The sequence below is a fragment of the Stenotrophomonas sp. HMWF023 genome, assembly GCF_003060985.1.
GTDB lineage: Bacteria > Pseudomonadota > Gammaproteobacteria > Xanthomonadales > Xanthomonadaceae > Stenotrophomonas > Stenotrophomonas lactitubi.
On sequence record NZ_QAIJ01000110.1, the window covers coordinates 14637 to 28107 of the forward strand.

Annotated in this window: 9 protein-coding genes; 7 read left to right on the plus strand and 2 right to left on the minus strand. The window is 66.4% G+C overall.

Annotation, left to right across the window (positions count from 1 at the left end; genetic code table 11):
* Positions 1 to 145: 145 nt before the first annotated feature.
* Positions 146 to 2203 (minus strand): glycoside hydrolase family 97 protein, encoded by a 2058-nt coding sequence (locus DBR20_RS05835; RefSeq protein ID WP_108265525.1) that lies wholly within the window; start codon positions 2201 to 2203, stop codon positions 146 to 148.
* Positions 2204 to 2439: 236 nt separating this feature from the next.
* Here DBR20_RS05835 and DBR20_RS05840 point away from each other — a divergent pair, with 236 nt between their 5' ends.
* From DBR20_RS05840 to DBR20_RS05870, 7 genes are all read left to right on the plus strand, one after another.
* Complete coding sequence (locus DBR20_RS05840; RefSeq protein ID WP_108265526.1) at positions 2440 to 4632, plus strand: Six-hairpin glycosidase-like protein; 2193 nt, start codon at positions 2440 to 2442, stop codon at positions 4630 to 4632.
* Complete coding sequence (locus DBR20_RS05845) at positions 4629 to 6116, plus strand: MFS transporter (protein ID WP_025873959.1); 1488 nt, start codon at positions 4629 to 4631, stop codon at positions 6114 to 6116. Before DBR20_RS05840 ends, DBR20_RS05845 begins: the two co-directional genes overlap by 4 nt.
* A complete protein-coding gene (locus DBR20_RS05850; RefSeq protein WP_108265527.1) occupies positions 6116 to 7831 on the plus strand; it encodes an alpha-amylase family glycosyl hydrolase in 1716 nt (571 codons plus the stop codon). The genes DBR20_RS05845 and DBR20_RS05850 overlap by 1 nt, the downstream gene beginning before the upstream one ends.
* Positions 7832 to 7917: 86 nt before the next feature.
* On the plus strand, positions 7918 to 8319 hold the full coding sequence (locus DBR20_RS05855; RefSeq protein WP_108265528.1) for a hypothetical protein: 402 nt from the start codon (positions 7918 to 7920) through the stop codon (positions 8317 to 8319).
* 140 nt (positions 8320 to 8459) lie between these two features.
* On the plus strand, positions 8460 to 8846 hold the full coding sequence (locus DBR20_RS05860; RefSeq protein WP_089239412.1) for an SseB family protein: 387 nt from the start codon (positions 8460 to 8462) through the stop codon (positions 8844 to 8846).
* Between the two features lie 90 nt (positions 8847 to 8936).
* Positions 8937 to 9401: a GNAT family N-acetyltransferase gene (locus DBR20_RS05865; RefSeq protein WP_108265529.1), complete on the plus strand. Its 465-nt coding sequence runs from the start codon at positions 8937 to 8939 to the stop codon at positions 9399 to 9401.
* The gene (locus DBR20_RS05870; protein ID WP_099819314.1) at positions 9398 to 9703 is read left to right on the plus strand and encodes a hypothetical protein; all 306 of its coding nucleotides are present in this window, start codon (positions 9398 to 9400) and stop codon (positions 9701 to 9703) included. Before DBR20_RS05865 ends, DBR20_RS05870 begins: the two co-directional genes overlap by 4 nt.
* Positions 9704 to 9874: 171 nt before the next feature.
* Here the strand turns inward: DBR20_RS05870 and DBR20_RS05875 are convergent, their stop codons facing one another.
* Positions 9875 to 13459, minus strand: coding sequence for a M1 family aminopeptidase (locus tag DBR20_RS05875; protein ID WP_108265530.1), 3585 nt, complete (start codon positions 13457 to 13459; stop codon positions 9875 to 9877).
* Positions 13460 to 13471 lie beyond the last annotated feature (12 nt).

Consider the following 13471-nt stretch of genomic DNA (forward strand, 5'->3'; position numbering starts at 1 on the left):
CGTCGCCGCTATGGTAGGCAGCGCGTTCTTCGTGGGAATCACCCTGCATACGTATTCAATGGCGTTTGCAGGGTTGTAATCGCTTTCAGATCCCCGCCACGGTAGCGCCGGGCCATGCCCGGCGAACGTCACGCGGGGGCGTTCATCAATCCAACGGCGTGAATCGAATGGCTTGCCCGCCGCCCGGCGCCAGCACCAGGGTGAGTGAATCGGTGCTGCTGACCTCGCGGGTTTCGCGCTTGAAGGCGAAGGGATTGCTGCGGAAATCCGCGCCGTCGCCATCGCGGTAGATCTCGGCGCGGTAACGCACGCCCGGCTCCAGGAAGCCCAGCGACACCGGCAGCACGCGGCCGTTCTCATCGGTGATGCTGCCGAGGAACCAGTCGCGGCTGTTGCGGTCGCGGCGCACGATCGTCACGTAGTCGCCGACCTCGCCATCGAGCACGCGGCTCTGCTCCCAGTCCACCGCGACGTCCTCGATGAAGCGGAACGCTTCGCGGTGCTGCAGGTAGTGTTCGGGCAGGTCCGGGGCCATCTGGATCGGGCTGTACAGCACCACGTACAGGGCCAGCTGGCGGGCCAGCGTGCTGGGAATGGCCTGGCCGTGGCGGCCCTTCAGGCTGAGGATGCCGGGCGTGTAATCCATCGGCCCGGCCAGCATGCGGGTGAACACGAGGTTGACCTCATGCTCGGGCGGGTTCGGCGGCTGGCCCCAGGCGTTGTACTCCATGCCGCGCGCGCCTTCGCGCGAGATCCAGTTCGGGTAGGTGCGGCGCAGGCCGGTGTCCTTGATCGGCTCGTGCGGATTCACTGACAGGTGCCGGCGCGCGGCCTCCTGCACGACCTTGAGGTGATGACGGGCCATGAACTGCCCGTCGTGCCACTCGCGCCACAGCGGGCCGCCGGCCGGATTGCGGCGATCGACCTGGCCGTCGTCGCAGACGTAGCCGGTCTTGAACTGGTCCACGCCCAGCCGCGCATACAGGTCCAGCGCAGCATCCAGCTGGTCTTCGTAATGTTCGATCGCGCAGCCGGTTTCATGGTGGCCGATCAGGTGCACGCCCTTCTTCATCCCGTACGCCGAAAGGGTTTCGATGTCGAAATCCGGCGTGGCGCGGGTGAAGTCGAATTCGTAACCGTTGCCGACCCAGTTGCCGTCCCAGCCCGGATTCCAGCCTTCCACCAGCACGCCTCGGAAGCCGTGCGCGGCGGCGAAGTCGATCACTTTCCGCGTTTTCGCGGTGGTCGCGGCATGCTTCGGTCCGGTCGCCCAGCTCTCTTCATCCAGGTGCATCGACCACCACACGCCGAGGTACTTGGCCGGCTTCGCCCAGCTCACATCGCCCAGGACATTGGGCTCGTTGAGGTTGAGGATCAGGTCGGACTCGACCAGCCCACCGGCGCGGTCGGTAATCTGCAGGGTGCGCCATGGCGTGGCGAAGGGCAGGGCGCGGCGCACCTTCCAGCCTTCGGCAGAAGGCGAAAGCTGCGCGCGCAGGCGCTGGCCCTCGGTGCGGCGCAGCCACATGCCGGCGTAGTCGACCAAGGACGCTTCATGGATGGCCACGTGCAGGCCGTCGTGGCTGCGCAGGGTCATCGGCGTGTGCACCAGCGGCACTTCGCGCAACGGCGTGCGCTGGTACAGGTATTCGTAGTGGATCGGCTCGCCCGCGGGTATCCACCATGCGGTGGACTCCGGTGCGATGGCGAACTCGGTCAGTTCGTCATCGATGATCGCTTCGCGCAGGTTCGGTTGCTCGGGGAACACGTAGCGGAAACCCAGGCCATCGTCGTAGACGCGGAACACCAGGTCCAGCCGGCGCTTGCTGCCGGTGGTTTCGGCCAGGTGCACGGTCAGTTCGTTGAAGTGGTTGCGGGTGAGGCGGCGCTCGCCCCACGGCTGTTCCCAGCGGTCGTCGACACTGCGGCGTTCCTGCGCCAGCAGGCTGAAGTCGCGGTCGAGGCGACCATCCCGCAGTTCAAAACCCAGCTTCGAATCGGCCACCACGGTCTGGCCAAGGCGCTCGACGCGGTAGCGCGCGGTGCCGCTGTCCAGCACCAGGCTGACCTTGAGTATCTTGTCCGGCGATTCGACGCTGGCGATCTGCGGTGCAGCCGCGTGTGCCAGCGTGGCCAATCCCAGCAGGGCCAGGCCGAAGGCGTGCGCGAACGCCGCGCGTACCGTTGTGGATGACGTCGGCATTTCCCCTCCCAAGGCGCCGTTGACAGACCCGGACCATAAGCCAGCGCGGTAGGCGCGCCGGTACTGCGCGCCATGAATACGTATGCAGCTGGACGCAGCCGACAGCCCCGCGTCTACCATGGGGCCAAGGCACCTTGAGGGAGGTGCCGCGCCCGCACGCCGGCAACGGCAGTGCGGACCCACAACGGTGCAGAGAGGGAGGGAGGTCGACGGGCGCAAGCCGGTCTGCCGCTTCGATGCTGAAGATCATTTGCCTGACCGCTGCCCTGGGGGCAGCGCTGGGGACGACCGCGCACGCGGCCGACCTGACATTCGACGGCCGCCAGGCGCGCGCCGAAGCCGCTGCCAAGGGCAGCTTCATCCTGCATGCGCCCAAGGGCGAGGTGCGCATCGCCGCCGCGCCCATGCGCAGCCAGACCGGCAGCGTGATGTTCGACGCGCTGTTCGCATTGGCCCAGCAGGAAATGGACCAGGACCGGGTGGACGCCATCCGCGATCCGGCCTTCGATGAAGGCCGTCCGGTACCGTGCGAGTGCTTCCAGACCGGTGCGCGCTGGCCTTACGTGTGGACGCGCGACGTCAGCTTCGCTGCCGACCTGGCGCTGGCCAAGCTGGACCCGAAGCGCACCCGGCAGTCACTGCAGTTCAAGTTGTCGGTGGCGCGCGACGGGCATACGCCCGGCCTGTTCGTGGCCCAGGACACCGGCTCCGGCGGCAGCTGGCCGATCAGCAGCGACCGCGCGGTGTGGTTCCTGGCCGCACGCCACCTGCTCGATGACCCTGCGTTTGCCGAGCAGGTATGGCAGGCGCTGCAGGGCACGCTGGCGCAGGATCGAGCGATGGTGTTCGACGCGCGGATGGGCCTGTATCGCGGCGAGACCTCTTTCCTCGACTGGCGCGAGCAGACCTATCCGGACTGGACACGCGAGGACGTGCGCTTCATCGGCGATTCCTATGCGCTGTCCACCAACGTGCTGCACTACCAGGCGCTGCGCTTGGCGCAGCAGATGGCCGCGCAGCTGGGCGATGAACGCAGCGAGCAGTACAAGGCCTGGGCCGACGCACTGGCGGTGCAGATCGACGCACGCTTCTGGCGCGAAGACATGGGCCAGTACATGAGTTACATCGGCGAAGCGGCGCACCCGGTGCCGTATGCCAAGATCGATCTGCTCGGCCTGTCGCTGGGCATCCTTGCCGACGTGCTGCCTGCTGAGCGCGCGCGCCGTGCGCTGGCGGGCTATCCGATGGGTGCTGCCGGCAGCCCGGTGGTGTGGCCGCAGGAAGCGCAGCAACCGATCTACCACAACCGCGCGATCTGGCCGTTCGTCAGCGCCTACTCGCTGCGCGCGGCGCGCAAGGTGGACGATGCACCGCGCATCGCCGCCGAGATCCGCTCGTTGATGCAGGGGGCGGCGTTGGCCGGCTCCAACATGGAGAACTACGAGCTGGTCACCCAGGCCGTACACGTGGACGAAGGTGCTTTGAGTGGTCCGGTGGTCAACTCCGAGCGCCAGTTGTGGTCGGTGGCCGGCTATCTGTCGATGGTGACCGAGGGCGTGTTCGGCGTGCAGGACGACGGTCGCGTGGAGCCCAAGCTGCCTGCCGAGCTGGTGCCGGAGCTGTTCGGAAAGCAGAAGCGGATCAGTCTGGAGTCGGGTGGCAAGCGCTATGTGCTGGAGCGCCCGAAGCAGGTGGGTGCTGGCTTGCTGGTCGCGGGAAAGACGCGCACGCGTGGTGCCACGACGACCGTGCAGCTGGTCGCCGCGCCGGCAGCGGCGAGCCGTGATGTGCCGCTCGCCGATGCCAATGCACGTGCACCGGCCACGCCGCTGGCGCCGCAGGCAAAGCGCAGTGGCAAGGGCTGGATCGTCGCGGTCGCCGCCGGCCAGGTGCTGTGGCAGGACGGTGTCGCGGCCACTGCCAGCAAGGGCCAGGTGCGCATCGGCGATGACGGGCTGCAGCACTGCCTGAGCCTGACCCGCCGCGAAGGTGCACTGGAATCACTGCACAGCCCGATGGCCTGCGTCGGCCCGCAACAGGTGCTGCGTGGCGGCCGGCAGTGGCAGTTCAACGCCGCCAAGGTGGGCCATGTGCGCCTGCGCCTGCAGTACAGCAACCCGAACGGCCCGATCAACACCGGTGTGACCGCGGCGGTGAAGCAGCTGGCCGTGCAGTGCAAGGGCCAGCCTCCGCAGCGGCACACGGTAACGCTGCCGCACAGCGTGGCGGCGCAGGACTCGACCGCGGCAACCTTCGCGGTACCCAAAGGCCGCTGCACGGTGACGCTGGAAGAGGGCTTCAACATGAGCGCGCTGCAGCACTTCGCGCACTACACCGGCGGCAAGGGCGGTCGTGATGGCGTGCTGAACCAGGCCCAGGTGCAGGCGCTGAAGATTGCGCCGGTGGCGGCAGCAGAGGACGCACGATGAGCCGTCCTGCAAAACCGCAGTTGTCGTTCTGGCAGATCTGGAACATGTGCTTTGGCTTCCTTGGCATCCAGTTCGGCTTTGCCCTGCAGAACGCCAACGCCAGCCGCATCTTCGAAACGCTGGGTGCAGACATGGACGCGGTGCCCGGACTGTGGATCGCCGCACCGCTGACCGGCCTGCTGGTGCAGCCGGTGATCGGCTACCTGTCCGACCGCACGTGGACACGCTGGGGACGGCGCCGCCCGTTCTTCATGATCGGCGCGGTGCTGACCACGCTGGCCCTGCTGGTGATGCCGAACTCGCCGACGCTGTGGATCGCGGCCGGCACGCTGTGGGTGCTGGACGCCTCGATCAATGTGTCGATGGAGCCGTTCCGCGCCTTTGTTGGCGACCAGCTGGCACCACGGCAGCGCCCGGCGGGCTATGCGATGCAGAGCTTCTTCATCGGCGTCGGCGCGATCGTTGCCAGCTTCCTGCCTTTCATCCTGGCCCACTTCGGTGTTGCCAACACGGCAGCGGCGGGCGAGGTGCCCGATACCGTGCGCTATGCGTTCTACTTCGGCGCGGTGGTGCTGCTGGCGGCGATCACCTGGACGGTGGTCAGCACCCGTGAGTATTCGCCCGACGAGCTGGCCAGCTTCGATGATGCCGAACCACCGGCGCATCACGCCGGGGCCGCGGTCACCGGGCCCGCACCGTGGACCCAGGTTGCGCTGTGGCTCGGTCTCGGCGCGTTGCTGGCGGCACTGATCGCGTGGCGCCAGGGCGACAAGATGCTGTACGTGCTGGCAGGCCTGTGCGCGGGTTACGGCGCACTGCTGGCGGCGGCGCGGGTACTACCGGGTACGCACATGCTGGCCGCCATCGTCGGCGACCTGCGCGCGATGCCGATCACCATGCGCCGGCTGGCGTGGGTGCAGTTCTTTTCCTGGTTCGCCCTGTTCGCGATGTGGATCTTCACCACGCGTGCGGTGGCCGGCATGCATTTCGGTTCCACCGATGTCGAATCGGCGGCCTACAACGAAGGTGCCAACTGGGTGGGCGTGCTGTTCGGTGCCTACAACGGCTTCGCCGCACTGGCCGCGCTGCTGATCCCGCCGATGGTGCGGGCGATCGGCCTGCGCTGGAGCCACCTGGTCAACCTGTGGCTGGGTGGGGCAGGGTTGATCTCGATGATGTTCATCGACGATCCGCAGTGGCTGCTGCTGTCGATGGTCGGCGTCGGCTTTGCCTGGGCCTCGATCCTGTCGTTGCCCTATGCGCTGCTGTCGGACAGCGTCCCGGCAGCGAAGATGGGCGTGTACATGGGCATCTTCAATTTCTTCATCGTGATCCCGCAGCTGGTCGCGGCCAGCGCGCTCGGTTTCGCCCTGCGTGCATGGCTGGGGGGCCAGCCGATGCATGTCCTGGTGCTGGGTGGCTGCAGTCTGTTGATTGCCGGTCTGTGCGTGTTGCGGGTTCCGTCCCGTCCGGAGGTGGTGTGATGCGTGGTGCCCTGTCTGCTGCTGTATCCCTTGTGCTGTTCGCTGGCCATGCTTCGGCTGCGCCACGTCCGGCCTATGTTGGTACCACCGAGCCGTTCGCCAGTGACGCGGTGTACTTCGTGGTCACCGACCGCTTCGTCAACGGCGATCCGTCCAACGACCATCGCGACCAGGGCGGCAAGCACCGTACCTTCGATATTCCGGTGCCATGCCCGGACAAGGTGGACGGCAACATCGGCTATCTCGGTGGCGATTTCCGTGGTGTGCTCGACAATGCCGACTACATCCGCAACCTCGGCTTCGGCGCGGTGTGGATCACCCCCATCGTCGACAACCCGGATGAAGCCTTCACCGGCAGCAAGCCGATCAGCTGTACCAGCACCCTGACCGACCGTGGCAAGACCGGCTACCACGGCTACTGGGGCGTCAACTTCTACGCGCTGGACGAGCACCTGCCGAGCAGGGACCTGGATTTTGCCGGGTTGACCAAGGGCCTGCACGGCGCCGGCCTGAAGGTGGTGCTGGACATCGTCGGCAACCATGGTTCGCCGGCCTGGACCATGCCCAAGCGGCAGCCGCAGTTCGGCCAGATCTTCGACAAGGACGGCAGGTTGATTGCCGACCACCAGAACCTGCCGCCACAGAAGCTGGACCCGAAGCACAATCCGCTGCACGCGTTCTACAACAACATCGGCCCGGTCGACAGCAAGGACGGCTCGATCTTCGATGGCAACCTGGCCGAGCTGGGCGACTTCAACCAGGACAACCCGGCAGTGATGGACTACCTGGTGGGGGCGTACCTGCAGTGGACCGCGCAGGGTGTGGATGCGCTGCGCATCGACACCATCGGCTGGCTGCCGCATCCGTGGTGGCACGAGTTCGTCAACCGCATCCGCGCGCAGCATCCGGGCATGTTCATGTTCGGCGAAGCGTTCGACTACAACGCCGCCAGCATCGCCGAACACACCTGGCCGGCCAACGCCAATGTCAGCGTGCTCGACTTCCCGCTGCGCGGCGCGCTGGAACAGACCTTCGGCACTGCCGGCAAGGGGTTTGAAACCCTGTCCGAGCCGCTGCACCTGACCGGTGGCCCGTACGCCAACCCGTACGAGCTGATGAGCTTCTACGACAACCATGACATGCCGCGCCTGCAGGCCAGCGACAACGGCTTCATCGACGCGCACAACTGGCTGTTCACCGCGCGTGGCATTCCGGTGGTCTATTACGGTTCGGAAATCGGCTTCATGCGCGGCCGTGCGGAACACGCCGGCAACCGCGCCTACTTCGGCCAGCCGCGGGTGGATGCCGCCCCGCAGAGCCCGATCTTCGCCCCGCTGCAGCGCATCGCCAAGCTGCGTGGAGCGACCCCGGCACTGCAGCGCGGCCTGCAGGTGAACGAACGTCTGCAGGGCGATGAAGCGGTGTTCTTCCGCGTGCTGCAGCACGCCGACGTGGCGCAGACTGCGCTGGTGTTGTTGAACAAGGGCGATGCAGCGAAGACCATCAAGGTGGATCGCTACCTGCAGGCCGGCACCTGGCGGGACGCGCTGGATGGCGGCGAGGTGAAAGTGACGGGGGCGCTGAAGGCTGACGTGCCAGCGCACGGGGTGAAGGTGTTCGTACTGGATGCGGACGTGAAGCAGCCGGCGCTGCAGGCCGAACTGGACAAGGCCGTGGCCGACCAGCAGGCACGCGACCAGCGGTTGAAGCGGTAGTGCCGGCCGCTGGCCGGCAGCTCCACATCATTGGCACATGCGGCTGCCGGCCAGCGGCCGGCACTACGACAGGGATGGGCTGAACGATGCGACGTTTACTGATTCCGCTCTGTGGTGGCGCGGCCACCGGTGGCCTGATCGCCGCCGTGTCCTTCCCGTGGCTGGCGCGTACCGCCGCCATCGCGATGCCGCGCAGCTTCAATCTATACCTGTGGGACGCGCTGGTGGTGTTCGGCCTCGGCGCCAGCCTGGTGGCGTTCCCGCTGATGCTGGCGGGCCTGCGCCTCGCCAGGGCGCGCGGCACTGGAGTAGCGGCCATGCTGGTGGCGGCCATGCTGGCGCTGGTTGCGGGACTGGTCGTGCTGGATGCGCTGGAGGGCGGCGGCAGCGTGCTGATGGCGTGGGCCGTGGGAATGCTGCTGGGTGCACTGGTTCACCGGTACTGGCGGCGGTCCGACCAGGGCCCGCTGCAGGCTCATGCCCGGTAGGACCCGGCCATTTCGCCCCGGTAGAGCCGGACCATGCCTGGCTGGAATCCGGTAGCGCCGGGCCATGCCCGGCGGACGCCCAAGCAGTCGAGCATGCTCGACTCTACAATAGCCATCCCCCCGAAACCAGCCGTACCGCCATGACCGACCTTGCCCCGCAGACCCCGATCGAAACCCTGCTCAAGGCCGCGATGGACGGAACAGTGCCGATCCGCGCGTTCATGGAGGCCTTCGTCGCCTCCGAGGTGGTGCTGCTGACTGGCAGCCTGGTCACCCCCGATGGCAGCGGCTTCGATCCGCTGCTGTTCGACAAGCAGGGCACCCTGCACGTGGCCGTGTTCACCGATCCGGCGCGGGTGGGCATCTACAACCAGCAGGCCGAGCATCAGGCCCGCTGGCTGATGCTGGACGTGCTGCGCCGCGTGCCGGGCGGTTACGGTGTGGTGATCAATCCGGGTACCACGCTGGGCTTTGAGATCTCGCCCAGCGGCGTCGGCGAGATCCTGAAGGATTTCGCGCAGGGCTGACCGTTCTGTAGCGCCAGGCCGTCGCTCGTCTGCTTCCAATTGAAGGCCGTACGTGATCCTCTTGCACGACTTAGGGATCGAGGCTTCGCCATGGAATTCAGGGTGCTACCCGCTGACGCGCCGGAAAGGCTGCAACTGGCACAGTGGTACAACGCGCAATGGGGCCGGGACGCCGGCATGTCGCTGGAGCAGGAACTGCAGCGGCTCAACCAGCCGCAGGATGCGGAAGGCTTTCCGCACCTGATCACCGCATTCGATGGCGGCCAGGTGGCCGGCGCGGTGCAGCTCAAGCGCCGGGAGATGCAGGCCTTGCCGCAATACGAGCATTGGCTGGGCAGTGTGTTCGTGGCCGACAGTCATCGTGGCCGTGGGCTGGCCAGTGGATTGGTCGAACAGGCTGCGGCGCAGGCGGTGCGGATGGGCGTCTCGCATCTGTACCTGCAGACCGAAGCCCTGGATGGCGGCCTTTACGCGCGGTTGGGCTGGACGCCCCTGCTGGAAGCCGACAGCCACGGCTATCGCGTACTGGTGATGGTACGGGAGCTGGGCGCATGACTGCCGCTTCGGTACGCCATTCCCGCCTGGCCCTGGTCTTCCTGATCGGCGCCATCGTCGCAGCACTCGTCGCCATGCCCTTGCTGCGCGCAGTCGGCATCGTGCAGTGGCCGGTGTTCGTCATCGCCTGGCTGATCAATCTGGGCGCGGCCTGGCATCTGGGGCAGTGGGCGCGGCAGCAGGGCCGTTCGGAGTTTGCCTTCATGTTGCTGGCTGCACTCGGCACCGTGGCGTCGATCGTGATCTACGTGCTGCTGGCGGTGCTGGGGCCGAAGGCCGGTTCGCAGAGCCCCGCAGCGTAGCCGAGGGCGTCGACCGGGCAGTACGGCATCCACGCATGGCGTGGATCTACTTCCGCCATCGCATCGTCCGGGCAGGTCCACGCCATGCGTGGATGCATGCCAGTAGATCCACGCCATGCGTGGATGCTTCCGCAAACGATGCCGGCCCACAGACCGGCACCGTCGCTCACATCACATCGACACCTTGCGCCGGTTGTCCTCGCTCACCCGGTCGATCAGCTTGTTGTACGGATCGAAGCCCGCCTCATCCGGCCTGGCATCCACCGTCACCGTGATCTTCGGCTTGGCCGTGGTGATGTGGTGGCGCTGCAGGTACAGGACCTTCTGGTCGCGTTCCTTGCCAGACGGACCATTGGCGAACACACCAATCTCGACCCAGTCGTCCATCGTGCCGGCGGTCTCCTTGCCCTTGCCATCGGCGTACTGCTTGCTGGCATGCAGGTCCAGGGTCACGTCGTAGCGTCCGTCGGCACGCTTGCGCGCGCTGGCGGCCAACACCCGGTTGTCGTAAAAGCTCATCTTCTCGAACAGGTCGGTTACCAGCTGCTGGCGGTCGGCGGGCGTTTCGGCGCGGATGTAGGCCAGCAGCTCCCGCGAGGTGGTGTACGGCGGCTGCTGGTAGCCCTTGTCCTGCAGGAAACGCTTCAGGGCACGGTTCAGCGCCTCCTCGCCGATTTCCTCGCGCAGGCGGTAGAACACCAGCGAACCCTTCTGGTAGTGGATGTACTGCTGGTTCTCCACACGCTCCAGCGGCAGCTCCTCGATGGCCTCACCTCCGCGCCCGGACAGGTAGCCATCCAGCTCGCGCTTGAGGAACTGGCGCATGTGCTGGCGACCGTACTCCTGCTCCATCACCATCAGTGCCGAATACTGCGACAGCGACTCGGACAACACGGTTGCACCCTGCACGTTGGCGCCGATCACCTGGTGCGCCCACCACTGGTGCGCCACTTCGTGGGCGGTCACGTAGAACACATAGTCCACCTTGTCCGGGTCGCGCAGGTCGGCGATGAAGCCGATCGACTCCGAATAGGGAATGGTGTTGGCGAAGGACTGGGCGAAGCGCTGGTAGCCCGGGAACTCGATGATGCGTACCTGGCGATGCTGGTACGGAGTGAAGTTGGCTTCGTAGTAGGCCAGCGACTTCTGCACCGCGTCGATCATGCGGTCCACGTTGTAGCCATGGGCGGGATCGAAATACACCTCGATCGGGATGCCCTTGTACTTTGCCCGGCGAACCTCCCAGCGTGCCGACAGGTAGGCGTAGAAGTTCAGCATCGGCCGGTCCATCGCATAGCTGAAGCAGCGTCGGCCGTTCACCGTGGTCTCGTGCTGCAGGTAGCCCGGCGCCAGTGCCACCTGGTCTGGTGCGGTGCAGATGGTGCTGCGGAAGTCGAGCCAGTCGGCGTCGTTGGTGACGTAGGTGTTCGCGCGTGCGGCTTCGTCTTCCAGCTTGGGCATGCGTCGTGGCTCGCCGAGGTCACGCTTGCGCCGCTCGTTGCGGTCGCTGATCTCAACGCCTTCGTTGTAGCCGAAGGACGGCAGTACGCGGCTGTTGAAGAAGCTGCCGTTGTCGACGATGTTGCTCGGCGCCTGATCTGCGGTGATGCCATGGGGCTGCTGCACCACGCGGAAATGGATGCGGCGCTCTTCGCTCGGCTGCAACGGCGTAGCCAGGCGATAGATGCGGTAGCCGAGGTCGGCGTCGTGCATCGACAACGTCTGTCCACCCAGGTCGACGGCCACCAGCTGTTTGTCGTCGGCCGTGGCCACGTGCACCTCCTGGATGGGCGCGACATGGGTGTTGCGGATCGTCCAGTTGGCGTCGATCACCATCGACTGGGTCTCGGGATGCAGGTCCACCCGGTTGTCCACGGCGATGATGCGCGGCTGCGGCAGGTTGCGGTACTTCGACAGTTCGCGTTCGTAACGGGCCTGCAGGTCCAGCTGCTGGTCCGGCGAAAGGAAATCGTTGCGGATGTTGGTGCTCCAGTACAGCCAGCCGCCTACCGCGATGAACGCGACGGCGGCCAGCGCTGCCATCGCGCCGGTCGGGCCACGCAGGCGTCGCCCGGCCAGGGCAAGCCGCTGGCGCAGGCCCTGGCTGACGCCGCGTACCCAGAACGCCGACGCCAGGCACATCAATGCCAGCAGGAACAGCGCCCAGTAGCCCTGGAAGGCCAACTGCCCGGTCAGGAAGTGGCCGTAGCCGTTCATGTCTGAATAGGGGGCGATCGGCCAGCTGCCGAAGTTGTAGATGTTCTGGGTGTAGTCGAGCATGCCCAGCACGCCCTGGCCGATCATCACCACGATCAGCAGCGCGTAGCCGAAGAACTTGTTGTTGGTCAGCACCTGCAGCACCAGCGCCAGACCGCCCATCAGCACGTACACCACCGAATCCAGCGCAAGACTGCGCAGGTACAGCAGCGGTTCGAGATGGGTGTAGCCCTTGGCCAGCTGTACGACCATGGCTGCCAGCGCGCCGGCCGCCTGGAAGCAGGCGATCACCGCCAGCAGTGCGACGAACTTGGCCAGCAGCGGCACCCAGTTGGGCACCGGCATCGCATCGTTCACCTCGTTGATGCGTGCGCCTCGCTCCTTCCACACCAGCTCACCGGCGAAGAACAGCACGATGATGATCAGCAGCCAGCTGAAGGCGCCCTGCAGGGCCATGATCATCTGCGAGGTGACCGGCCAGATGGAGGTGCCGTACAGCGTCTGCCGGAACAGCGCGGACGGCAGGAAATTGGCCAGCCCCAACACCAGCAGAACGATGAAGGGCACGCTGCGCAGCACGCCGCGTGTATCGAACCGCACCTGGCGCAGGAACTGCCGCCACGCGGTGCCTGTACTGAACACCGGCGTCACACGCGGCAGCGTGGTCGTTGCCGGTCGCAGCGGCACGGGATCTGCTGATGCCACCGCCTGGCCGCGGCCCCAGCGGCGGCGGCCACTGCCGCTGCGCTCGGTACGGAACAGGGCGAAGGTGGCCGCGAACAGCGCGGCGGCCACGGTCAGCCACAGCACCCGGTTGGCCAGCAGGTAGCCGGCCAGTTCCGGAATGCCGCTGTTGCGCTCTTCGGTGGACCAGTAGCGGATGGTGCGCGACAGCGCACGCATGCCCAATGGCTCGGTCAGCACCGCGATCCAGGTGTTGTCGATGTCGCGCAGCAGGGCGGCGCTGACCCCGTACAGCACGAAGTAACCGACCACGCCGATGTACACCCACAGGATCGAACGGGTGGTTACCGCCAGCAGTGACAGCAGTGCCGTGGTGAACAGCAGGTTGGGAATGACCACCACCGCGAAGGTCCAGGCATAGCCGGCCCAGTTGGTGGGCCCCAGGCGCTCGGCGTCGACCCAGGGCATGAACTGCGCCACCAGTATGCCAACGGCGATCAGCACGTATACCAGCAGGCCCGACACCAGCGCTGCAGCGATGCGCCCGGCCAGATAGTGACGGCGTTTGATCGGGCTGGCGAAGATCAGTTCGGCCGTGCCCAGTTCGAAGTCACGCAGCAGCGCATTGCTGACAAACAGGGTGGACACCAGCATGCCGAGCAGGGTGAAGATGCCCAGCATCGAGGCGACGACGGTGGGGGCATTGCTGTGCACATTGCCGCTGCCGCCCCCGATCTGGACCGCATCGCTGGACGCGGCGCCGAAGGCGAGCAGAGCGAACAGACCGGCAAACAGCCACAGCAGGGGGGAACGCAGCTGCTCGCGCAGCTCGAACCGGAAGAAGTCGAGGGTCATGGTGTACTCCGC

Excerpts from the sequence above, each read along its gene's own strand:
- DBR20_RS05835 (WP_108265525.1), bottom strand. The coding sequence starts at position 2,203 with ATGCCGACGTCATCCACAACGGTACGCGCGGCGTTCGCGCACGCCTTC.
- DBR20_RS05840 (WP_108265526.1), top strand. The coding sequence starts at position 2,440 with ATGCTGAAGATCATTTGCCTGACCGCTGCCCTGGGGGCAGCGCTGGGG.
- DBR20_RS05845 (WP_025873959.1), top strand. The coding sequence starts at position 4,629 with ATGAGCCGTCCTGCAAAACCGCAGTTGTCGTTCTGGCAGATCTGGAAC.
- DBR20_RS05850 (WP_108265527.1), top strand. The coding sequence starts at position 6,116 with ATGCGTGGTGCCCTGTCTGCTGCTGTATCCCTTGTGCTGTTCGCTGGC.
- DBR20_RS05855 (WP_108265528.1), top strand. The coding sequence starts at position 7,918 with ATGCGACGTTTACTGATTCCGCTCTGTGGTGGCGCGGCCACCGGTGGC.
- DBR20_RS05860 (WP_089239412.1), top strand. The coding sequence starts at position 8,460 with ATGACCGACCTTGCCCCGCAGACCCCGATCGAAACCCTGCTCAAGGCC.
- DBR20_RS05865 (WP_108265529.1), top strand. The coding sequence starts at position 8,937 with ATGGAATTCAGGGTGCTACCCGCTGACGCGCCGGAAAGGCTGCAACTG.
- DBR20_RS05870 (WP_099819314.1), top strand. The coding sequence starts at position 9,398 with ATGACTGCCGCTTCGGTACGCCATTCCCGCCTGGCCCTGGTCTTCCTG.
- DBR20_RS05875 (WP_108265530.1), bottom strand. The coding sequence starts at position 13,459 with ATGACCCTCGACTTCTTCCGGTTCGAGCTGCGCGAGCAGCTGCGTTCC.